The following is a 22,018-nucleotide window of genomic DNA, read 5'->3' as shown; positions in this document are numbered from 1 at the left end:
GAATTCCATCGACTTTGAGGGCGATGGTTTCAGTGTATCGCACCGTGGTGGAACCCGCGGCGTGGGAAGATCCGTTTGCATCGCAAGCTTACGACGCAACTCGATTTTCCCCGGAAACAAACCAAGCGCAGATCGATTCAATTGACCTCCATCTCGAACCCGTCTCGAAAAATGAAATCGGATTCTACGCATCTGGCGTACCACGGTGAAACTCCCGTAGCTGCATCCCAGCGCGGATTTGGTACATGATTCAAGTTGTTCGGGCAGATCGAAGTGTAACTGGTACCGAAGCCGATCAAACTGTCCGGAATGTCCGGTGGATCACCGGAAAATTGGTTGCCTCCTAACTGGAGGTAATACAGAGAGGTAAGGTCAGCGAACGAAGGAAGCGACCCCGTCAGCTGGTTTGATTCAAGCCACAATGTTTCTAGTTTACGGTTATTTGAATGATCTGGTAATGAACCTGTAAGCCGATTGTGCCCAAGAGCCAAGAACTGAAGTTCTAGAAGGTCAGCTAGCGACGGGATTCTTCCCGTAAGCTCATTGTGAGATGCATTGAATAGCAGTAGATTTGGGTATTTATTGCCAAACTCAGGAATTACACCATCCAGTTGATTCAATGCGACGTCGTACCATACAGTCTCATTGCCCGCAAAGGGGTCTGGTATGGAACCAGTGAAGTAATTCCCCGCCGCCGAGAAATATCTCATGTGTTTGAGATAAGCACCCGGCGGCAACGACCCCTCAATCCAATTGGTCGATAGATCATAGTCAATCAGCTGTGGTAGCGTGGAGTAGTCATACTCTGGGTCGTCAAGCCCACCAGGCCCACCTGTCAGCCGATTGCCAGCCAAATACAAAAACTTCAATGAAGATGGCAGTTGAGCGACCGTAGGAACTGGCCCAGATATGTAATTGAGCTGAGCTTCGAATCGGTCTAATGAAGTCAAAGCGGATAGATCAGGAAAATTCCCCGTGAGGCTATTTCCACTAAGAACAATCCACTCAACAGAAGTAAGAGCAGATAGATCTGGTATGGACCCTATGAATCCGTTCGCTCCAAGAAAGAGTTGCTTGATAGATCCAAGTGCGGATAAATCCGGAAGAGTTCCGCCGAGCTGTGGATTGTAGGTTATTGTTATAGATTCTACGGATGTGAACGCGGATATATCGGCTAGGTGACCATTGAGCCTATTGTTGACTAAGCGAATTGCTTTGACGTGAGACGCATCATCATTACAAGTAATGCCGAACCATGAGCACTCCGAGCCGACCTCGCCAAGCCAAAGCGTGTTGTTAGTCCAGCTTGGTCCAGAAGTGGCATTGTAGAGATCGACCAGCGCTTGCCGTTCAGTGGTGGGGATTGCCGCCTCCGCCAAGGGGACCGTAAAGCTGACGAATAGCATGGCAACCCATGCCAACGAGTGAGCCCCTCGACGGAGGACGGCATACGCCGATCGCAACCATTCGGCTAGTTTTTTTTGGTCGAAACATTCAAATGCGGACATCGCTGGCAACCCCTCGTGACTCGTTCAGGAAAGTTCGAGCGGGACACTTGCCTTTCTGGCGGTGCTACCTCGCTCCCCTGCTACTGCGCAGCTGGAGGAAAAACCCTGACATGAACGTTGCCGCGTTGCCGAAGCGAGGGAGAGACTGGGCAGGTCTAGTAGTAGAAGTCGTTGAGTCCGACGTAGCTCGGCGCGCGGCTGCCGGTCAGTCCCGTCAGCCCTGCTTCTGCGCGTTGACGGACGGCAGCGTCGATTCCTGGCTGATGCAGTTGCCCGGCTAGTCGGTCGATCAACAAATCGAGCTGCCAGACCTGCGGCTTGTCGGCACCACCGATCGCCCGGACGAGCACAATGCGCTTGTTGCGCAGGTCGTCCAGTTGCGAGGGGTCGTGCGTGGCCAAGACTCGCGCCCACGAACGATGGATTTCGCTGCGCAGGACCGAAGGTCCCTCCTCGCCTTGATTGACGCGGAACAGCGCCGCAGCTTTCCCGAGATGCTCCGCTGCGCGCACGTAGTCTCCCTGCATCACGTAGCATCGCCCCAAGCTGTCTTCGATCGTCGCGCTTCGCAAGGACGGGTAGTCCCCGAATACCTTCTGCGCGTCGGCTCTTGTACGTTCGAGTTGCTTCCGTGCCTCGTCGAGCCGACGTTCTTGCAACAACGCTTCTCCGAGCATGGTTTCGATCGAAATGCTCTGAAAATTTATGGGCTTGCCAAACCGCGCGATCGCATCAAGCTCGCCGGTCAACGCAGGAATCACCTTTTCCGGATGAAGCCGGAAAAGATCCAAGGTCGCCTGCAGGACTAGCAGATCTGATCTTGGTCGTGGGGCCGCGCGGCCATCTTCCATCAGCGCGGCAATGCGCCAAGCTTCCGCATCGGCGGAATCGTAATCGCCATTCGCAATGTATGCGCGAGCCAAAGTCGAGCGTGCGGCGATACTGCGATCGTGACTCTTGCCGACCAGTTGCTCGAATTGCGCGACCAGCGGCTCTGCTATTGCGATGGCCTCGCGCGGATGGCCCTCCGCCAGATGCACCCGCGCAATATTGGATTCGACGACCAGTACATTGAGCTTGTCGGTGCTGGGATCGGCTCCTTGCAGAGAGCGAACTCTCAAGAAGAGCTTCCGTGCTTCCGACAAACGCCCGAGGAGAGGCGTCGTGATGGCCAGCTCGTTGAGTGCGAAGATTTTGTCGTGGCTGTCATACGCATCCGATTCGTCGAGCAACCTTACGGCTTCCCGGAGATCGCTTTCGGCGTCACCTAGTCGACCAAGATCTCGCAGCGCGTCGCCGCGATGCGTACGCAGTATGGCCTCCCATTGCCTGGAATCTCCGGGATGCGCCTTTGCGAACGGCAGTACTTGCCCGACGAACTCGACTACCTCTTCATGACGACCGTCCTCCCTCAGGGAGGACGCCAGTACCTCCGCGCTGCGCAGGTACTCCTGCGTTTGCGTATCGCGCAGCGGCTTCAACGCCTCTTCGGCCTTCACTGCCGCCGCCAGCGCATCCGCTCTCAGACCGAGAGTATCGAAGACGTCGGCGACCTCCATCATCAAGGCCGCGCGCGTCGCGTCGTCGATATCACCGCGCTGATCCAACCGCGCACGTGCACGCTGCAACAACTCGCCGGCATCGAGAGTCGCGCCGTTCGTGTTGGTCGGCTCGGCTTGGTGAAACACATCGCGCATGAACCCGAGCAAGGTTTCCGCCCGCTTCTGCTGCTGCTCGGCTGCCTGCCGCTGCTGCTCCGCCCGTTCGCGCTGCTGCCGCTCCGTCTTCGCGCGCTCGACCGCGATGAAACTGGTCGCCACTAACCCGACCGCGAGCAACGCGATCGCCGTGGCGGCGAGTGCATGCCGACGAACCAATTTGCGCGCGCGATACGCGAACGATCCACGATGCGCAGACACCGGCAAGCCTTTTGCCCAGCGATCGAGGTCGTCGGCGAGCGCTTGCGCCGTGTCGTAGCGTTCGTGCGACGCGTCTGCGGTCGCCTTGCTGACGATGCGGCCGAGATCGCCGCGCAACTGCCGCCGAAGCTTCTCGACACTGACGGATCGCTCACGAGCAATGCGCACAGCGAGGTCGGGCTCGCGCGCCGTGAGCGCGGCGAAGGCATGGTCGAGGCGTGGCGGCGCGAGGGTGCCCGGCGTGGACGGCGCAGCTTCGCGCGCCTTGCTCGCCGGAATGCCGGCGAGCAGTTCGTACAGCACCAAACCGAGTTGGTAGATGTCGCTGGCGGTGGTCGCGGCCTCGCCGCGGAGTTGCTCCGGCGCGGCGTAGGCCGGTGTCAGCGCGAGCGTCTGCGTCTCGCGCGGGCCGGTCACGTCGAGCAGCTTGGCGATGCCGAAGTCGAGCAGCTTTGGCACACCTTCGGCGTCGAGCAAGATGTTCGACGGCTTCAGGTCGCGATGCAGCACGAGGTTCTTGTGCGCGAACTGCACCGCGCGGCAGACCTTGCCGAACAGGTGCGCGCGGCGCGGCAGGTCGAGCGCACGATGGTCGCAGGCGTCGGTGATGCGTTCGCCTTCGACGTACTCCATCGCGAACCAGGGGCGGCCGTTGTCGGCGATGCCGGCGTCTATCAGGCCGGCGATGTTCGGGTGATTCAAGCGCGCCAGGATCTGCCGCTCGCGCCGCGCGCGGGCAAGCGGCAGCGGTAGGTCGCCGCGCACGAGCTTGAGCGCGACCTTCTGCGCGACCTCGTCGGTGCGCTCGGCCAGGTACACCTCGCTCATGCCGCCGATGCCGAGGAGGCGCAGCAGGCGGAAGCGATCCGCGATGACGCTGCCGATCGCGGTGCCGGCGGTCTCGTCCAGAAGATCGCTCGCATCCGCGTCGGCTTCGTCGAGCAGGCTTCGCAGTTCGACTGCGAGCGCGGGATCGTGCGCGGCGATTTCGGCCAGGTGTGCAGCGCGCGTTGCGGTGTCGAGATCGAGCAAGGCATGGAACGCCTCGCGTTCCTGCCGGCGACGGCACAGGGTGGCGTCGTCGTTCACCGCTCCATCTCGCGGCGCAGCCAGATGCGCGCCAGCGCCCAGTCGCGGTAGACGGTGCGCTCGTCGACCTCGAGCACGGCGGCGACCTGCGGCACGCTGAGGCCGACGAAATAGCGCAGCTCGACGATGCGCGCGAGGCGCGGGTCGATCTTCTCCAGGCCGCCGATCGCCGTGTCGAGCAGGCCGAGGTTCGTGTTCTCCGGGGTCGGCAGCTTCAGCGCTTCGGCCAGGTCGACGCGCTGCCATTCGCCGCCGCGCTTTTCGGCATCAGCCTGGCGCGAGCGGTCGATCAGGATGCGCCGCATCATGCGTCCGGCGATGTGGAACAGGTGCGCGCCGCTTTCGACGTCGAGCTTCTCGGCGCCGACCAGGCGCAAGAAGACGTCGTGCACCAGCGCGGTCGGCTGCAAAGTGCCGGGGCCATTGCGCTCCTCGGACAGACGTCGCGCGGCCATCGCGCGCAGGTCGGCGTAGACCAGCGGCAGCAGCCGATCGAGCGCGCCGGCGTCGCCGGACTGCCAGAGATGGATCAACCGCGTCACGTCCCCATCGTCGCGGGCCGGCGACGGATTGACGGAAGACGAGTGCAAGGTCTGCACGGCGCGTACCCCGATGTGACGATCTCCCCAGTGGGCCCATGGTACGCAGTGCGTTGCGATACGCGCGAGTATGCTCTGCGGACCTTTGGGGGGCTCCCTGACCAGAACCGGGCATTGGGCGCCTAATTAGCAGGAGTCGACCGTGCGCTCCGTTCCCCATATCGCCGATGGTGGCCTCGTCGAAGCCATTGCCGAAAGCCTACCCTTGGTGATCGTGCGGCGTTTCGAAAGCACGGCTTCGCCGGCGCGGGAAGATGGCTTATTACTCTCCCTCATTGGTCGTGTTGTTATCGGACATACGCCGAGCGAGCTCACGAATTTCTGGGTCTTCATCCTTGATCAGGCGGGCCAAGTCCGGATCCTGTCCCACGGGTCGCGCATCGAGGCTTAGGATTTCCAATGCCGCCATGCGTAAGCGGCGATTCTCGGCGAATAACATTCGACGTACCGTTGCCGTTTGATCGGCGGTAAGTTTCATACCTGCTTTCAACGCACGTCTGAGCCAGGATGCCTTGTGGGTCCCGTTGGCCACTCCGTGCAAGAACGCATCGACGTATTGGCCAGTAGCCAAGTCCTTCAATAGCTCGCCGAGCGCGACTTCCACAACATCGCCGCGCGGGTCGCACACCAGATCGAGCAGCCGAGCGCGTTCGAAATCCGCCTTCGTCACCATCATTTTCAGTAAGTGCTTCCGAGGGCTGTCAGGAATCACGCCACCGCCCTCGGGATACGGATCCTCGACAGATTTCCAATGCTCGAACGCATCGTCGAGCAATGAATAATCAATCGTGCCATTCACTCCGGATTGACTCAGCCAATTCGACCAGCGCTCGGCTAGTTGACCGTGCCGACTCATCAGAACCTCTTTCGTCGCCGACAGTATGTCCGGCGAAGAGGACAAGTCGGCGGAGCTGAGGGCATCGACGAGATGGTACAAGTCGGGCGTCACCCCCTGCTGCACCCTCGCCAGCACCATCCCCAATTGTTGGTCCGCGGGCAAAAGCTTCGTCATGGCGGCCACGACGCGAAGGCTCGCCCCTTTCCCGTGCGCCACCGCCCGCTTGACCCAATGCCGGACGTCGTTGTCGTCTCGGGCGATGCGTGCATGCACTAGTCGAGCAGCCGTCAGAGACAGCCATGGCATGGGGATGTACACCGCACGCTCAAGCACGTCGAGTTCGCGCGTACCAGCTGCCCAGTTCGGGCGAATATCCACGGCCTCGGTGAAGTCGTAGGTCATGGAGCTTGCTCGCTTGCCGTGCTGCTGGGCCGCAAGCTCAATATCCGCAATCTCCTGGGCCAGCTCGGCAACATTGACGCTTGTGGCTTCGAGCAGGCCACGTAGGGTCTCCTCCACGCGTTCGTCGCTGGTCGACAACCATGACGGCCAGCGCTCCGAAGCAGGCCGGGAGTTGAAATCGACGGCGGACAACACACCGCTCAATTGCCATGCGGTCGCATCGCGCGGTTTGGCCGACGGCGCCTTAGGAAGCAAGGGTTTGAGTGCGGCAAACAAGCTGGCGCAGTGGTCGGGCAAGTCGTCCAAGTCAAACGATAGATGTCCCCATTGCCGCTCTACGATCTGTCGCGCGAGTTCCGGATGGCTCGGTTGAAGCAACCTGGCGAGCTCCATCATCCCATTCGTTGTCCCCGCGTAGTTGCCGTCCGAGATGAAGGCCACCAGCGCCGGCAGGTCGGCAGAATGCTCGTCGAGTGCCCTGCGAACCGCATGCATGCTGACCATGTCGACCTGCCGCCCCGGGAAGGCAGCAATATCGAGCCCCGAGTCGCCTACCTGCACCCGCGAGAACACGCCCGAGCGTTGTTCGGTGACTTCAGTCAGAAGGTCGACTCCGGCCGGGAGCCCCGCCGCCGCAGCGGGCATGAGCGTGGAAAGCGCCAGCCCTGCCAGCCGCGTCCACGGCTGCCTGGATGAAAGCAGCGATGCCCCGGTGTTTGCTGCTGCTTCGGGGTAGCGCAGGCCGAATTCGACGAAGGCTTCTGCAGCCATCACCGCTTCGCGCGCGATGGGGCCGGCGATAACGCACCCAGCGACTTCGCAGAGTTTGAGCTGCAACGCCGAGCTCAAATCCGCATCGCTGTTGGCTGCCAGGGCGAGCGAACGGAGCACATCCTGTCCGGGTTGGGTCAACAACTCGCGTACGAGCGTGTCGAGGCAGCCCATCGATGCAGCAAAGCCCAGCACCTCCCGCCAATCGGGATGGGCGAGGTGCGCCCGGATGTGCGCCTCAGATTGGTCGAGGGGCAGCGCGGTCAACTGCAAGGCGGCCCCATACTCTGCAAAGGTCTTATGGATGAAGGTCGGGAACTCGTCGCCGCGGAACAACAAGGTCTCCACGACGCCCACGCGTTCCCAATGCTCCCAGCATTTCTCAACGAGCCTGCGGGCGGCCAGTAGGCTTTCGCCTAACTCGTGCGCCAGCACGCTTCCACAGGCGCTCAGCAATGCCTCTTTGGTCGACGATGGCCGGGACGTCAGCTCCCAAGCCGCGAGGCGCAGGAAAGCCAAGAGGGTTGGCATGTCGACCGCAGGTCCGTCGCCGCTGCGGGAGGTGCTGCGACTCAATCTCTCGACAAGACTAGCGTAGAGCTTGGTTTTCGACCGTGCCAGCGGCAAGCCTTCAGCGAGCATCGCGGCAACCAAATGCAGGATAAGGGGGCTGCGTGCGGCAATGCGCGCGCCCTCGTTCCCACTGAGCTGCTCGCGGGCGAATGCGCCCACGGTCGTCTGTTGGTCTGGCAGCGACAGCAGCCGGATATGGTGCAGGATCAATGGCTGAATGTCGGTCGAGAGAATGGACAGGAGCTGGTAGTGTCGCCACGCCGCCAGCGGTGCCGGGTCGTAGCCCACGGGCCGGCTGGTGGCGACGATCACGGCACTCGGCAAGCCGGCCTGCAAGGCAAGAAGACCTTCGGCCACCAGGAGCTGGCGCGAACCCGCTTCATCGAGGCCGTCGCACAAAATCAGGCAGCGCCCAGCTGCGCGCAAATGCTCCATGGTCAGGGTTCGAGGGAAGCCGCTGGATACCCAGTCCAGCATGGCCTCCACAAAAGGCGTGCCTTTGTCGTGCATGCGATTGGCTATCGCTCTCGCCGGAAAGCGCAGCACTAATGCACCTTCGAGCGCATGGTCGAAAGCGAGCTTGCGGAGCAAGGTGCTCTTGCCCATTCCCGGTCCACCAAGCACGACGCACGGGTGCACGAAGCGCGACAATGAGCGGGCGCAAACGGTGTCTCCCTGATCCCGAGACCGCTCGGTGGCAGCATGGTATTTCGCCAGCGCTTCGGAGGCCTCTGTCGGCAGGCTTGACGGTTCGACCACCAACGCGTTGAGCTCTATCCACGCCTGGTTCACCTCCAAGGGTTGGGAATGGCCCGGAACACGGATGGTGCGGTCTTTTTCGAGGGTCCATCGACGGAACTCTGACAGCACGACACCGGGCGCCTCGCTAGACTCCAGTGGCGCCACGCCAGCGGCGCGAAGGATGTCCATGAGTTGGTCGGCAGCGCGAGCCCCTTTGCGTTCGATAAGGGCGTGGCCTTCGTTGTAGAGCACCGACCACGCCAGGTCTGCGTTGGACGAAAGTGTGGAAAGGCTTGCTATCGCCGCCTTGACGGACGCACCGTCGGCGTCCAAGCAGTGCAGGGTCAGGACACGCAGCCGCGGCGCAATATCGGCGACCTCAATGCCGGCATTCTTCAATCGTTCCTGGAACTCAAGGGTGATTTCGCTGAGGTCTTCGAACCGCCCATCACTCATCCGTTGAAGGTCGCCGCTCAGGTTGTCACGAATCGTGGTGCTGCTTCTTGGGCAAACGACCAGTACACCCGACAACTGTGCGTCGTTGGCGAGCCCTCGGGCGAGCTTCATCACGCTGTCCCAAAGGCGGTCACCCCGCGTGAGCCCCTTCTTGGCCTGTACCTCGACTTTCTTGCCGTTGGTTAGGAGCAGAGCGATGTCATCGCCTGCGCCGCCGGTTTCCGACAGCACGATGGCCGGCACGTCGGCTTGAGCGGCATCCAACCATCGCAGCCGCCGCCCAGCAATGGCGTCCACCATGGCAATGGCAGTCACCGCCGCCTGGAAATTCATCCCGCCGGCGGCGGCACTGCCGCCCGACGACTTCTTCTCGGAACCCACGCAGGTTGTCTCCCGTAAGTGGCGACGGCAAGCGGCTAGCAGAGCGCGCGGCCAGCACCGGTCAATTGTCGCCCCAGGCGATGTTCGTGAGCAGAGGACAGCGGGGCACTCGATGCCGCGCGAGTGGTCGTTCCGCTGACGGCGGGGCCGACCAATTAGATAATCGCCGCGCTCTGCGAAGAACTCCTGCGACGTCGGCTGCAGCGCATGGAGCGCCAAAGCGGCGCGCAACGTTGAAGCGCAGCGCCGGGTGGCTCTACGCCGCCCGGCGTTTTCATCACTCCGGAGGAGAGCGCTCGGAGTGAGGGGTTTCACTCCGGGGTCCCCTCATCCGGCCCTTCGGGCCCCCTTCTCCCGCTCGCGGGAGAAGGGACGGCCGAGCGGCCTGGTGCTCTCGCCAACGCCCATACGTCGACGCGCGCGACACCGGCTGCACGCAGCACGCGCGCGCATTCCCGCAAAGTCGCGCCGGTCGTCATGACGTCGTCGACCAGCGCCACGTGCTCCGGCAACGTCGCACCCGCGGCAACCGCGAAGGCCCCTCGCAGATTGCGCCGCCGCGTCTTCGCATCGAGCCCGGTCTGCGGCGGCGTGGCACGCGTGCGTAACAGCCAATCCGCACGCAACGAAATCGCCAACGCCCGCGCCAGCGGCTCGGCGAGTTCCAGCGCCTGGTTGTAACCGCGCTCGCGCAACCGCGCAGTGTGCAGCGGCACCGGAATCAGCAACTCCGGCAGCATCGGCGCGTCGGCGGCCGCGCGCTTGATCATCAACGCCGACAACACCCGCCCAGCGGCAAGATCGGCGCGGAACTTGAACCGCGCCTCGAGCAGGTCCAGCGGATGCTCGTAGCGGAACGGCGTCCAGGCGCTCGCGAACGGCGGCTCCTGCTTCAGGCATTCGCCGCACAACGGCGCGGGCGCCTGCAACGGCAAGGCGCAGCGCGGGCAGCAGACCGCATTGAGCGCGAAATCACCGGCGCAGCCCGCGCACAGGTCGCGCCCGTCGGCGCCCACCGCGCCGCAGAGCAGGCAGCGCGGCGGCAGCACGAGGCGCAGGGCGCGCGCGGCGAGGCCGTCAACCGCAGTTCCTTCTTTCAAGTTGACAGCCCTCCTGTGGCCGCCGAGACTCGCGAGCCGTGCGACAGCGCCCGCTGCGCCCCACTCTACCGAATCGGAAAGCCGCATGACCGCCATCCGCCACGACTGGACGCGCGAGGAAGTCCGCGCCCTGCTCGACCTGCCGTTCGCCGACCTGCTCAGCCAGGCGCACGCGGTGCATCGCGAGCACCACGATCCGAACGCGGTGCAGGTGTCGACCCTGCTGTCGATCAAGACCGGCGGCTGCCCCGAGGATTGCGCCTACTGCCCGCAGGCGGCGCGCTACGCGACCGGCGTCGACGCCGAGAAGCTGATGAGCCTGGACGCCGTGCTGGCCAAGGCGAAGCAGGCCAAGGCCGCGGGCGCGACGCGCTTCTGCATGGGCGCGGCCTGGCGCTCGCCGAAGGATCGCGACGTGCCGAAGGTCGCCGCCATGATCGGCGCGGTGAAGGCGCTCGGCATGGAGACCTGCGCCACGCTCGGCATGCTCACCGACACGCAGGCGCACGCGCTGAAGGACGCGGGCCTGGACTACTACAACCACAACCTCGACACCGCGCCGGAGTTCTACGGCGAGATCATCCACACGCGCGAGTACCAGGACCGCCTCGACACCCTCGGCCACGTGCGCGACGCGGGCCTGAAGACCTGCTGCGGCGGCATCGTCGGCATGGGCGAGACGCGCGCCGAGCGCGCCGGCCTGCTGCACACGCTGGCGACCCTGCCGGCGCATCCGGACTCGGTGCCGATCAACCGCCTGGTGCAGGTCAAGGGCACGCCGCTGGCCGGCACGAAGGAACTCGATCCGTTCGAGTTCGTGCGCACGATCGCCGTCGCGCGGGTCCTGATGCCGGCGTCGATGGTGCGCCTGTCGGCCGGCCGCGCCGAGATGAGCGACGAATTGCAGGCGCTGTGCTTCTTCGCCGGCGCCAACTCCATTTTCTACGGTGAGAAGCTGCTGACCACCGGCAACCCGGACACCGAGCGCGACCTCGCGCTGTTCGACCGCCTCGGCATCCACGCGCTGCCGGTCGAGGTCGAATCGGGCACCGTGCACGCCGACATCCTGGACCCCGCGCCGAGCTGCGCGGCGGCCTGAGAAACGACGGAAAACCGTACCCCGACGACCGTACAATCCCCGCCGTGAGCGAACCGCGCGCCGACCACGAGATCACCCGTCTGCTGGTCGCCTGGCGCGGCGGCGACGCCGACGCACGCGAGGCGCTGATGCAGCGCGTCTACGCCAACGTGCGCGCGATCGCCGCGCAGTCGCTGCGCAACATGCCGGGCGCCACCTTGAGCGCGACCGATCTCGCCCACGAAGCGCTGCTGCGCCTGCTCGGCAGCGAGCTGGACTGGGCCGACCGCCGCCATTTCTTCCACGTCGCCGCGCAGGCGACGCGGCAGGTGCTGGTGGACGCCGCGCGCCGGCGGCTGGCCGACAAGCGCGGCGGCGACGTGCAGCGCGTCGAACTCGACGAGGCGATGGGGCTGGCGACGCCGGAGAGCGATGCGCAGCTGCTGCGCATCGACGAAGCGCTGCGCGACCTCGCTGCCAACGACGAGCGCCGCGCGCAGACGGTCGAACTGGTCTACTTCGGCGGCCTGAGCCGGCCCGAGGTCGCGGCCGCGCTCGACGTCTCGGAAGGCACGGTCGATCGCGACCTGCGCCTCGCCCGCGCCTGGTTGAAGACGGCGCTGAGCGCGTGAACACGCCCTCGCTCGACCGCTACGCAGACGACTTCGAGCGTCTGCGCGCGCTGCCGCCCGCCGAACGCGAAACCGCGCTCGCCGCGTTGCCCCTGGATGACGAGGCACGCGCGACGCTGCGCCGCCTGCTCGACGCCGATACCGACGCCGACGATCCGCTCGCGCGCGCGCTCGGCGCCGGCGCGGCGCGGCTGGCGCAGCCGCGCGGCGATCGCCTCGGACCGTACCGGCTGATCCGCGAACTCGGCGCCGGCGGCATGGGCACGGTGTTCCTCGCCGAACGCGTCGACGGCGGCTTCGCGCAACGCGTCGCGATCAAGCTGCTGCGCGGTTTCCCGACGGCCGACGGCCTGCGCCGCCTGCGCCAGGAACGGCAGATCCTGGCCGGCCTCGACCACCCGCACATCGCGCGCCTGCTCGACGGCGGCGAGACCGCCGACGGACAACCCTGGCTCGCGCTCGAATACGTCGACGGCGTCGACCTGCTCGCCTACGCCGCGCAGCATGCGCCGCGCCTGCGCGAGCGGCTGGCGCTGTTCGACGCGATGCTCGACGCGGTCGGCCACGCGCATCAGCGCCTGGTCGTGCATCGCGACCTGAAGCCGGCCAACGTGCTGGTCAACGCCGCCGGCGAGATCAAGCTGCTCGACTTCGGCATCGCGCGCCTGGTCGACCTCGACGCCGGCGCCGCGCGCGAAACCTCCACGCGCGTGTTCAGCGCCGGCTACGCCAGCCCCGAGCAGCGCGAGGGCCGCACGGTCACCACCGCCAGCGACCTCTACAGCCTCGGCGTGCTGCTCGGCGAACTCGTCGGCGGCCGCGCCGACCGCGAGCGCGCGCCGGCACCGCTGCCGCTCGACGCCGAACTCGCCGGCATCCTCGCCAAGGCCACCGACGAGGATCCCGCACGGCGCTACGCCAGCGCCGGCGAATTCCGCGACGACCTCGACCGCTACCGCGATGGCCGCCCGGTGCGCGCGGCGCCGATGACCGGCGCCTACCGGCTGCGCAAGTTCGTCGGCCGCCATCGCGTCGGCGTCGCCGCCAGCCTGCTCGCGGCGCTCGCGCTGGGGTTGTTCGTCTGGCGCCTCGATCGCGAGCGCGACCGCGCGCTGGCCGCCGAGGCGGTCGCGCAGCAGGCGCGCGATGCCTCGCAACGCGACGCCGCCAGCGCGCGCGCCGCGCTGGCGTTCCTGACCGACGCGTTCAAGGCCGCCGCGCCGGAGAACGCGCTGAGCCGGCAGGTCAGCGTGCGCGACCTGCTCGACGCGGCGCGCCGCGCGCTCGACGCCGAACAGGCGGATGCGCAGGTGAAGCAGACGATGCAGCGCCTGCTGGCGCGCCTCTACGGCGGCCTCGGCGAAAAGACCATCGCGGTCGAACTGATGCGCGCCGGCCTCGCCGGCGCCCAGGCGCAGGAGCGCGGCGAGGCCTTGCGCCTGGCCGCCGACTACGACCTCCTCGGCAACGAGCTGACCTCGGCCGACGACGGCGCCGACGCGCTCGCCGCGGCGAACACGGCCGACGCCTTGCGCAAGCGCTATGCGCCGGACGACGTGATCGAGCGCATGCGCAGCCTGCTGTCGCTGGCGCTCGCGCGAAATCGCAGCGGCGAGGCCACGCAGGCGATCGACCTGCTGCGCCAGGCCATCGCCTTGTCCGAGCAGCAAGCGCCGCCGCTCGACCTGGAAGTCGAACTGACCGGCTCGCTCGCCGGCCTGCTGGCGACCAACAGCGACTGCGACGAAGCCGCCCGCATCGCCGAACGGGGCCTGCGCCGCGTCGCCGCCGTGCGCCCGGCCGACGCGCCGGAGCGGCGCGAACTGCTGCGCGCGCAGGCCTTCGCGATGAAGACCTGCGGCCGCTGGGCCGAGGCCGAGGCGCCCATCCGCGAGGCGATTGCCTTGCAGGAGAAAGTCATCGGCTCCGGCGGCTCGGACATGGCCTCGCTGATCACGACGCTCGCCGACGTGCTCACCCAGCTCGGCCGCAATCGCGAGGCGGCCGAACTGCTGCAACGATGGGAAGTCGCGATCGGCGGCGCCAAGCTCGGCGACGTGGAGATGGCGTCCCTGCTCGCCTATCGCGCCGACCTGCTCGACGCGGCCGGCGACTACCCCGCGGCGCTCGACTTCGATCGCCAGTCCGCCGCGGCGCTCGATCGCGCGAACGTCGGCGCCGATCACCAGTTGCGCCGGCAGCTGCGCCGCAACCAGGCACGCACGCTGGCGCTTTCCGGCGACTACGCGCGCGCGAGGTCGGAGTTCGAGGATCTGCTCGAGCGTGCCAAGCGCATCGACGGCGAGAATTCGATCGAATACGCGTCCGTGCTGTGGCAGCTCGCCAGCGCCGAGCGCCTGGCGCGGCGCGCCGAAGCGGGCACCGCCGTGCTCGACGAAGCGATGCGTCGCTGGACGGCGCTGGCGCCTCCCGATCATCCGATCTTCGCCTACGCGCGGCGCTCGCGAGCGGTGTTCGCCATGCTGCGCGACGACTACGCGACCGCCGACCGTGAGTTCGCCGAGGCGTTGCGGGTGCTCGAAGCGATTCAGATACCGCCCGGCGATCTGGCCACCGTGCGCAGCGAGCGGGCCGAGCTGTGGCGGCGCCAGGGCCGCACCGCCGAGGCGCGCGCCCTGCTGGCGCAAGCCTTGCCGCCGTTGCGCGAGGCGTTCCTGCCGAACCAGGTCGGCCGTGCCGGCGCGGAGCGCACGGCCGCGCAGCTCGGAATGAAGTGATGGAAGCCGACACCGTCATCCGTCGCACGGACCGGGACGCGGCGCACGCCCGCTTCGCGCGCCCGATCGAAGGGATGCCCGCCGCGTGAACACGCCGCCGCTTGACCGCTACGCCGACGACTTCGAGCGCCTGCGCGCGCTGGAGCCGCAGGCGCGCGAAGCCGCGCTCGCCGCGTTGCCGATGAGCGAGGACGAGCGCGCCACGCTGCGCCGCCTGCTGCAGGCCGACGCCGACACCGACGATCCGCTCGCGCGCGCGCTCGGCGACGGCGCGGCGCACTTCACCGCGCCGGGCAGCGACCGTCTCGGTCCGTACCGCCTGATCCGCGAACTCGGCGCCGGCGGCATGGGCACCGTGTTCCTCGCCGAGCGCATCGACGGCGGCTTCACGCAGCGCGTCGCGATCAAGCTGATCCGCGCCGGCCTCGGCGGGCGCGACGTGGTGCGGCGCTTCCGCATGGAACGGCAGATCCTCGCCGGCCTGGATCATCCGAACATCGCGCGCCTGCTCGACGGCGGCGAGACGGACGGCGGCGTTCCGTACCTGGTGATGGACTACGTCGACGGCATCGCGATCGACCGCTACTGCCGCGAACGCGACCTCGACCTGCGCGCGCGCCTGGCGCTGTTCTGCGATGTCTGCGCCGCGGTGCAGTTCGCGCACCAGCGCCTGGTCGTGCACCGCGACCTGAAGCCGGGCAACATCCTCGTCGACGCGAACGGCAACGCGAAGCTGCTCGATTTCGGCATCGCGCGCCTGATCGAGGTCGACGGCGGCGCCGCCGATTCGGCGACGGTCAACGCGTTCACGCCCGAGTACGCCAGCCCCGAGCAGATCCGCGGCGCGCCGATCACCACCGCCAGCGACGTCTACTCGCTCGGCGTGCTGCTCTATCGCATGCTGACCGGGCGTAGCCCGTACAAGGCCGACAAGACGCAGCTCGCCGACCTGGTGCAGGAGATCGTCTCGAAGGAACCCGAGCGGCCGAGCCTCAGCGTAACCGCGCGCGCGGCGGCGAACGAAGCCGACGAGGCGCGCCCGCTCGACCGCCGCCGACTGCAGCGCGAACTGCGCGGCGATCTGGACAACATCGTGCTGATGGCGCTGCGCAAGGAACCGGAGCGCCGCTACGCCAGCGTCGAGCAGCTCGCCGACGACGTGCGGCGCCATCTCGCCGACCGCCCGGTGCGCGCGCGCGGCGGCGCGTTCGCCTATCGCGCGCGCAAGTTCCTCGTGCGCAACCGCATCGGCGTCGGACTCGGCACGCTCGCCGTCGCCGCCCTGCTCGGCACCGCCGCCTACGCGTTGCGCCAGGCGCACCTGGCGCGCGACCAGGCCGCGCGCGCCGAGAAGCACTTCGCCAGCGTGCGCGCGCTGGCGAACCAGTTCATGGGCACCGTGTACGAGGAAATCGCCTACGTGCCGGGCACGGCCAAGGCACAGCAGGCCCTGCTCGACACCAGCCTGGAATATCTCGGCAAGCTCGCCGCCGAGGCCGGCCACGACCGCGGCCTGCTGCTGGAAGTGGCGACCAGCTACATCAAGCTCGCGCGCTTGCAGGAGCGCATGGTGGCGCCGCCCGAGCAGCGCGCGGCGACGGCGAAGCTGGCGATCGGCGTGCTCGAACGGATCGAAGCGCTCGGCGGACGCGACGTGCATTCGCGCCAGCGCTTCCTGTCCATCTACGCCTTGCTCGCGGAAAGCGAAGCGGCGCAGCAGAAGTTCGACGACGCGCGCATGCACTTCGAAGCCGCCGCCGCCCTCGCGCGCGAGGACGTGCGCGCGGACGAGCCGGTCGCGCTGACGCACGCGCGCGCGCAGACATTGCGCACCTACGCCGAGGCGCACGACGTCGGTACCTCCGTCGACCAGCGCGTGGCGATGCTGTCCGATGCGAAGAGCTACTTCGTGGACGTGCGCCGCCGCGTCGAGGAAGGCTCGCTGCACGACGAGGCCGACAATTCCTACGCGGTGAACCTGCAATCGCTCGCGCAGGCCTTGCTCGACCAGACCTCCAATCCGCAGCGCGGCGGGCAGGCGCTCGCCGAACTGCGCGAAGCCCAGACCATCCTCGAAGCGCTGCTCGTGCGCCGGCCCGACGACCTGCGCGCGCTGATCAACCTCATCGTCGGCCACACGGTCGCGGCCAACCTCGCGGCGAAGAGCGGCGACTTCGCCGCCGCGCGCGGGGATTTCGCCAAGGCGCGCGCCTACGACGCGCGCATGCTCGCGCTCGATCCGGACCAGCAGCGCACCGGCCTCAACCGCATCAGCGTGCGCCTGTTCGAGGTCGAAGCGGAGGCGCGCGCGCAGACCTCGCCGCGCGCGCAGCTGGCGCAGCTCGACGAGATCGAGCGGATGCTGCACGCCCTGCCGCAGGAACTCGCCGAGCAGCCCGAAGGCATCGGCCTCGGCGCGTGGCTGGACGGCCTGCGCGCCGAGTTCGACCTGCGACGCAGCGCGGAAGCCGACGTCTCGCCCGCGGAGCGCCGCGCGCTGGTGCAGAAGGCCGCCGAGCGGTTCGCCGATGCCAACGCGCGCCTGGCGAAAGTACCGGGCGCGATCGAGGCGGACTCCGTCGCGCTGCTGCAAAGCGGCGCCGAGCGCGCGCGCATCGCGTCGACGGCGACGCCTACCCGGTAGACCGGCGCCGGCGATGCCGCCGGCGCGATCCGACTCGCGCAATGACTTCCTCACGCCCCGACCTGCTCAAGCGCCTCGCCGACGAACACGCCCGCCGCACGCGTGCGCAGCTGCTGCGGCGCGTGCGCACCGTCGAGACCGGCGACGGCGCGGCGATCGTCGTCGACGGCCGCCGCCTGACCCACTTCGCCAGCAACGACTACCTCGGCCTCGCGCGCCATCCGGCGCTGGTCGAGGCGTTGACGCGCGCGGCGCGCAGCGACGGCGTCGGCGCCGGCGCGGCGCACCTGCTCGGCGGCCATCGTGACGAGCACACCCGCCTCGAAGAAGCGCTCGCGCGCTGGACCGGACGCGAACGCGCGCTGCTGTTCTCGACCGGCTACATGGCCAACCTCGGCGCGATCGCCGCCCTGGTCGGCGCGGGCGACCCCGGCGCGCGCGCGGCGCAGGTGCTGTGCGTGCAGGACAAGCTCAACCACGCCAGCCTGATCGACGGCGCGCGGCTCGCCGGCTGCACGCTGAAGCGCTACGTGCACGCGAACGTCGACAGCGCCGCGCGCCAGCTCGACACCTGTCCCGGCGATGCCGCCCTGCTCGCCACCGACGGCGTGTTCAGCATGGACGGCGACGTCGCGCCGCTCGCGCCGCTCGCCGCGTTGTGCCGCGCGCAGCGCGCGCTGCTGATGGTCGACGACGCGCACGGCCTCGGCGTGCTCGGCCCCGACGGCGCCGGCAGCGTCGCCGAGGCGGAGCTGTCACAGGACGACGTGCCGGTGCTGATGGGCACGCTCGGCAAGGCGCTCGGCGTGTTCGGCGCGTTCGTCGCCGGCAGCGCTGCGCTGATCGACGGCCTGGTGCAGACCGCGCGCAGCTTCGTCTACACGACCGCGATGCCGCCGGCACTCGCCGCAGCGACGTGCACGGCGATCGACATCGCACGTTTCGAAGGCTGGCGCCGCGATCGCCTGGCACGGCTGATCGCGCATTTCCGCCACGGCGCGCACGCGCGCGGCATCGCATTGATGGAGTCGCGCACGCCGATCCAGCCGGTGCCGGTCGGCGACAGCGCGGCGGCATTGGCGGCCTCCGCACGACTCGAAGCGGCCGGCTTCTACGTACCGGCGATCCGCCCGCCGACGGTGCCGCCGGGACAGGCGCGGTTGCGCGTCACGCTGTCGGCGTTGCATTCGGAAGAGGATGTCGAACGACTGCTCGACGCTCTGGCGATTGCTCTTGAGCCCTCCCCTTCAAGGGGAGGGTTGGGTGGGGATGGTGTAGGACCCACCCGCCCATGAAAGGCCAAACCAGCCGCCACATCCGCGAAGCCCGATTGCAGCGCGACCTCCGCAACGCGCCGACCGACGCCGAACACAACGAGGAAAGCGACGTCGAACGACCGCTCGACGCGCTGGCGACCGCTCTCAAGCCCTCCCCTTCAAGGGGAGGGTTGGGTGGGGATGGTGTCGGACCTGCACACCCATGAAAGGCCAAACCAACCGCCACATCCGCGAAGCTCGATTGCAGCGCGACCTCCGCAACGCGCCGACCGACGCCGAACGCACGCTTTGGCAGCACCTCAAGGGTCGCCAACTCGAAGGCTGCAAATTCCGCCGCCAGCATCCGTTCGGCGACTACATCCTCGACTTCGCCTGCCTCGATCGCGGCGTCGTGGTCGAACTCGACGGCAGCCAGCACGCCGATGCAAGCGGCTACGATGCGCGGCGGACGCGATTTCTCGAAGGCGCCGGTTTCGTCGTGCTGCGGTTCTGGAACAATGACGTGTTCGGCAATCTCGAGGGGCTGTTGGAGGCGATTCAGGCGCAGTTGATTGCGCGCGCCGGCTCCGGCGACTTCGTACCCGTCCGAACACCATCCCCACCCAACCCTCCCCTTGAAGGGGAGGGCTAAAGCACGCCTATGCATATCGACGTTCAAGGCAATGGACCGGACCTGGTCCTGATTCACGGCTGGGCCATGCACGGCGGCATCTTCGCGCCGCTGCTGGAACCACTCGTGCCGCGCTTTCGCGTGCACGTGGTCGACCTGCCGGGCCACGGCTACGCCTGCAAGGAGACCGGCTTCGACGTCGCCGATTGCGCACGACGCATCGCCGCGGAAACGCCGCGCGCGCTGTGGGTCGGCTGGTCGCTCGGCGGCGCGGTCGCGTTGCGCGCGGCGCTCCAGCACGCCGGGCACGTGCGCGGCGTGGCGATGATCGCGTCGAGTCCGCGCTTCGTCGCCGCTCCCGACTGGCCGTACGGCGTGCCGATGGAAGTGTTCACCGCCTTCGGCACCGATCTCGAGGCGCGCTATCGCGACGCGATCGAGCGCTTCCTGGCGCTGGAGACGATGGGCGCACCGAATGCGCAGGCGGAACTGCGCGATCTCAAGCGGCAGGTGTTCGAACGCGGCGAGCCATCCATCACCGCCTTGCAGGACGGCCTGCGCGCGCTCGAGACGGAAGACCTGCGCGAGGATCTCGCGCGGCTGTCGATGCCGAGCCTGTGGATCGCCGGGCGGCGCGATCGCCTGGTCGCGCCGGGCGCGATGCAGTGGGCCGCGCAGCACGCGCCGGGCGGCCGCTTCCTGGAACTCAACAGCGGCCACGCGCCGTTCGTCGGCCACGCCGAGGCCGTCGCCGCGGCGATCGCGGCCTTCGAGGCGGAGCTGCCGGCATGAGCGCGGGACTCGACCAGAACCACGTCCGCCGCGCCTTCGGCCGCGCCGCGGACAGCTACGAGGAACACGCGGTGCTGCAGGCCGAGGTCGGCCTGCGCCTGCGCGAACGGCTCGACGGCGAGGACTTCGTGCCGCAGCGCGTGCTCGACGTCGGTTGCGGTCCGGGTACCGGTTCGGCGGCGCTGCGCGAGCGCTTCGCCGACGCGGACATCCTCGCGCTCGATCTCGCCCTGCCGATGCTGCACGCGGCGACGCGACGCGCCGGCACGCCGCCGGCGTTCGCGCGCGTCGCCGGCGATGCGCAGGCGCTGCCGCTCGCCGACGCCAGCGTCGACCTGGTGCATTCCAATCTCTGCCTGCAATGGTGCGAGGACCCCGGCCTCGCGCTGGCCGAGTTCCGCCGCGTGCTGCGGCCCGGCGGCCTGCTGCTGTTCTCGACCTTCGGCCCGGACACGCTGAAGGAACTGCGCGCCGCGTTCGCCGCGATCGACCGCACGCCGCACGTCAGCCGCTTCGTCGACATGCACGACATCGGCGACGCGCTGCTGGTCAGCGGCTTTCGCGACCCGGTGCTCGAGCGCGACGATTTCGTGCTCACCTACACCGACGCGCGTACGCTGATGCGCGAGCTGCGCGCGATCGGCGCGACCAACGCCGACACGCAGCGCGCGCGCGCGCTGACCGGCAAGGCGCATCTGGCGCGCGTGGTCGAGGCCTACGAAACGTTCCGCGTCGACGGCGTGCTGCCGGCGACCTACGAGGTCGTCTACGCGCAGGCGCACGCGCCGGAACCCGGCCAGCCGCGGCGCGAGCGCGGCGTGGACGTCGCCACGTTCCCGATCGAGCGCCTGCGCGGGAGCCGGCGATGACGCCGCGACGCCAGGCCGTCGGCGCGGTGCTGATCGCGCTGGCCTCGGCGCTGTTCTTCACCGCGACCTACGTGCTGAACCGCGCGATGGCCGGCGACGGCGGCCACTGGGCCTGGTCGGCCTCGCTGCGTTATCTCCTGACCTTGCCGATGCTCGCGCTGGTGATGCCGTGGCAGGGCGGCTTCGCGCCGGTGTGGAGCGCGCTGCGCGCGCATCCGTGGGCGTGGCTGCTGTGGAGCGGCGTCGGCTTCGCGCTGTTCTGCGTCTGCCTGACCTGGGCCGCGGCGTTCGCGCCGGCGTGGCTGGTCGCCGGCACGTTCCAGCTGACCGTGATCGCCGGCATGCTGCTCGCGCCGCTGCTCTATCGCGACGAACGCGCGCGCCTGCCGGGACGCGCGCTGGCGCTCGGCGGCGTCATCGTCGCGGGCGTGGCGATCATGCAGGCGGTGCACTTCGACGGCCATCTCGACCGCGACGCCTGGCTGGCGTTGCTCGCGGTCGCCGCCTCCGCCTTCCTGTACCCGCTCGGCAACCGCGCGATCCTGCTGCACCTGGAGCGCAGCGGCGAGACCTTGAACGCGACCCAGCGCGTGTTCGGCATGACGCTCGCCAGCCAGCCGTTCTGGTGGCTGGTCGCCGCCTACGCCGGCAGCGCGGCCGGCGCGCCGCCGTGGTCGCAGGTGCTGCTCGCCGCCGGCGTCGCGCTGTGCGCCGGCACGATCGCGACGATCCTGTTCTTCCAGGCCACCGGCATGGTGCGCAACGATCCGGCCGCGCTCGGCGCGGTCGAGGCGATGCAGGCGGCCGAGCTGCTGTTCTCGAGCGTGCTCGGCGTGCTCTTCCTCGGCGAGGCGGCGCCGAGCGGCTATGCCGCGCTCGGCGCGCTGCTCGTCATCGCCGGCATCGTCGGTCTGGGGCTCCTCGTCGGCCGCAAGGCGGCCGGCGATGCGCGCACGACGCAGGCGCTGCGGACCGACCGCGGCGCCTGAGGCGCGGCGACG

15 protein-coding genes are annotated in these 22,018 nt (G+C 67.9%); 10 read left to right on the top strand and 5 right to left on the bottom strand.

Translation table 11 applies throughout. From position 1 onward, the window contains the following. Positions 1-137 precede the first annotated feature (137 nt). The 5 genes from J7520_RS02130 to J7520_RS02110 form a co-directional block, all read right to left on the bottom strand. Entirely contained in the window at positions 138-1,508 is a 1,371-nt protein-coding gene (locus J7520_RS02130) for a hypothetical protein (protein WP_291183294.1), read from the bottom strand. 155 nt (positions 1,509-1,663) lie between these two features. Then, positions 1,664-4,516, bottom strand: a complete 2,853-nt coding sequence (locus J7520_RS02125) for a serine/threonine-protein kinase (RefSeq protein WP_291183292.1) — start codon at positions 4,514-4,516, stop codon at positions 1,664-1,666. After that, positions 4,513-5,058, bottom strand: a complete 546-nt coding sequence (locus J7520_RS02120; protein ID WP_291183290.1) for an ECF-type sigma factor — start codon at positions 5,056-5,058, stop codon at positions 4,513-4,515. The genes J7520_RS02125 and J7520_RS02120 overlap by 4 nt, the downstream gene beginning before the upstream one ends. Before the next feature lie 319 nt (positions 5,059-5,377). Then, positions 5,378-9,277: an NACHT domain-containing protein gene (locus J7520_RS02115; RefSeq protein ID WP_291183288.1), complete on the bottom strand. Its 3,900-nt coding sequence runs from the start codon at positions 9,275-9,277 to the stop codon at positions 5,378-5,380. 311 nt (positions 9,278-9,588) lie between these two features. Beyond that, positions 9,589-10,464: a ComF family protein gene (locus J7520_RS02110; protein ID WP_291183286.1), complete on the bottom strand. Its 876-nt coding sequence runs from the start codon at positions 10,462-10,464 to the stop codon at positions 9,589-9,591. Here J7520_RS02110 and bioB point away from each other — a divergent pair. The 10 genes from bioB (at position 10,463) to J7520_RS02060 (ending at position 22,006) form a co-directional block, all read left to right on the top strand. Beyond that, entirely contained in the window at positions 10,463-11,476 is a 1,014-nt protein-coding gene (bioB, locus tag J7520_RS02105) for a biotin synthase BioB (RefSeq protein ID WP_291183284.1), read from the top strand. The two genes, J7520_RS02110 and bioB, sit on opposite strands and share 2 nt — an antisense overlap. Before the next feature lie 44 nt (positions 11,477-11,520). Further along, the gene (locus J7520_RS02100; protein ID WP_291183282.1) at positions 11,521-12,087 is read left to right on the top strand and encodes an ECF-type sigma factor; all 567 of its coding nucleotides are present in this window, start codon (positions 11,521-11,523) and stop codon (positions 12,085-12,087) included. After that, positions 12,084-14,825 (top strand): serine/threonine-protein kinase, encoded by a 2,742-nt coding sequence (locus tag J7520_RS02095; protein WP_291183280.1) that lies wholly within the window; start codon positions 12,084-12,086, stop codon positions 14,823-14,825. Before J7520_RS02100 ends, J7520_RS02095 begins: the two co-directional genes overlap by 4 nt. An 85-nt stretch (positions 14,826-14,910) precedes the next feature. Continuing rightward, a complete protein-coding gene (locus tag J7520_RS02090; protein WP_291183278.1) occupies positions 14,911-17,469 on the top strand; it encodes a serine/threonine-protein kinase in 2,559 nt (852 codons plus the stop codon). Positions 17,470-17,510: 41 nt separating this feature from the next. Continuing rightward, positions 17,511-18,764, top strand: coding sequence for an 8-amino-7-oxononanoate synthase (gene bioF / locus J7520_RS02085; protein WP_291183277.1), 1,254 nt, complete (start codon positions 17,511-17,513; stop codon positions 18,762-18,764). After that, positions 18,761-18,952: a hypothetical protein gene (locus J7520_RS02080; RefSeq protein ID WP_291183276.1), complete on the top strand. Its 192-nt coding sequence runs from the start codon at positions 18,761-18,763 to the stop codon at positions 18,950-18,952. Before bioF ends, J7520_RS02080 begins: the two co-directional genes overlap by 4 nt. Further along, positions 18,949-19,377: an endonuclease domain-containing protein gene (locus J7520_RS02075; RefSeq protein ID WP_291183274.1), complete on the top strand. Its 429-nt coding sequence runs from the start codon at positions 18,949-18,951 to the stop codon at positions 19,375-19,377. The genes J7520_RS02080 and J7520_RS02075 overlap by 4 nt, the downstream gene beginning before the upstream one ends. Before the next feature lie 9 nt (positions 19,378-19,386). After that, the gene (bioH, locus tag J7520_RS02070; protein WP_291183271.1) at positions 19,387-20,148 is read left to right on the top strand and encodes a pimeloyl-ACP methyl ester esterase BioH; all 762 of its coding nucleotides are present in this window, start codon (positions 19,387-19,389) and stop codon (positions 20,146-20,148) included. Continuing rightward, positions 20,145-21,017, top strand: coding sequence for a malonyl-ACP O-methyltransferase BioC (gene bioC, locus J7520_RS02065; protein WP_291183268.1), 873 nt, complete (start codon positions 20,145-20,147; stop codon positions 21,015-21,017). Before bioH ends, bioC begins: the two co-directional genes overlap by 4 nt. After that, a complete protein-coding gene (locus J7520_RS02060) occupies positions 21,014-22,006 on the top strand; it encodes a multidrug resistance efflux transporter family protein (protein WP_291183266.1) in 993 nt (330 codons plus the stop codon). Before bioC ends, J7520_RS02060 begins: the two co-directional genes overlap by 4 nt. The last annotated feature ends 12 nt before the right edge of the window (positions 22,007-22,018 follow it).

The organism is Dokdonella sp. (assembly GCF_017744955.1).
Classification (GTDB): Bacteria; Pseudomonadota; Gammaproteobacteria; order Xanthomonadales; family Rhodanobacteraceae; genus Dokdonella_A.
This window is presented reverse-complemented; position numbering and strand designations above follow the sequence as displayed.

Excerpts from the sequence above, each read along its gene's own strand:
- J7520_RS02130 (WP_291183294.1), bottom strand. The coding sequence starts at position 1,508 with ATGTCCGCATTTGAATGTTTCGACCAAAAAAAACTAGCCGAATGGTTG.
- bioB (WP_291183284.1), top strand. The coding sequence starts at position 10,463 with ATGACCGCCATCCGCCACGACTGGACGCGCGAGGAAGTCCGCGCCCTG.
- J7520_RS02110 (WP_291183286.1), bottom strand. The coding sequence starts at position 10,464 with ATGCGGCTTTCCGATTCGGTAGAGTGGGGCGCAGCGGGCGCTGTCGCA.
- bioF (WP_291183277.1), top strand. The coding sequence starts at position 17,511 with ATGACTTCCTCACGCCCCGACCTGCTCAAGCGCCTCGCCGACGAACAC.
- J7520_RS02080 (WP_291183276.1), top strand. The coding sequence starts at position 18,761 with ATGAAAGGCCAAACCAGCCGCCACATCCGCGAAGCCCGATTGCAGCGC.
- J7520_RS02075 (WP_291183274.1), top strand. The coding sequence starts at position 18,949 with ATGAAAGGCCAAACCAACCGCCACATCCGCGAAGCTCGATTGCAGCGC.
- bioH (WP_291183271.1), top strand. The coding sequence starts at position 19,387 with ATGCATATCGACGTTCAAGGCAATGGACCGGACCTGGTCCTGATTCAC.
- bioC (WP_291183268.1), top strand. The coding sequence starts at position 20,145 with ATGAGCGCGGGACTCGACCAGAACCACGTCCGCCGCGCCTTCGGCCGC.
- J7520_RS02060 (WP_291183266.1), top strand. The coding sequence starts at position 21,014 with ATGACGCCGCGACGCCAGGCCGTCGGCGCGGTGCTGATCGCGCTGGCC.